Origin of the sequence: Gilvimarinus gilvus, assembly GCF_030518155.1 — a bacterium.
Classification (GTDB): domain Bacteria; phylum Pseudomonadota; class Gammaproteobacteria; order Pseudomonadales; family Cellvibrionaceae; genus Gilvimarinus; species Gilvimarinus gilvus.
The window spans coordinates 1-396 of the sequence record NZ_JAULRU010000779.1 but is presented as its reverse complement, the minus strand read 5'-3'; the positions used below and the strand labels follow the sequence as shown (position 1 = coordinate 396).

The 396-nt window shown below is 47.5% G+C and carries 1 protein-coding gene; it reads left to right on the top strand.

Annotation, left to right across the window (positions count from 1 at the left end; all coding sequences use genetic code 11):
- The coding region (locus tag QWI17_RS19575) for a site-specific integrase (RefSeq protein ID WP_302724213.1) at positions 1 to 299 on the top strand (299 nt) is incomplete at its 5' end.
- Between the last annotated feature and the right edge of the window lie 97 nt (positions 300 to 396).

The following is a 396-nucleotide window of genomic DNA, read 5'->3' as shown; positions in this document are numbered from 1 at the left end:
CAATCTCACCCAAGGCATTAAAAAAATTCAGTGATCGCACAGGCGGAAAGGCACATATATCCCCCCATGATCTTCGGCATACCTGCGCAACAGCATATTACGCGACGTTCATGGATTGTGAACAAGACAGGGAACTTACGTTCCAGCGTATGCGTGCATTTTTTGGCTGGTCCGTAAATTCGGCTATGCCAGAGCATTATGCCCGCGCAGCAATTCAAGAAGATCTCATGCAGGCGTGGGGTCGGCTATTTGACTTAAAAATAAGCGCGTTGCGAGATATTCAACATGAGAGCATATAAGGGTAAGAGCGCTTCAACTACCGTGAATTGTGCGGGAAGTAGTGCTGAAACTTTTATTCTCGAATGGGCCTGGCCACTGCCGCCAGCAATTATTTCT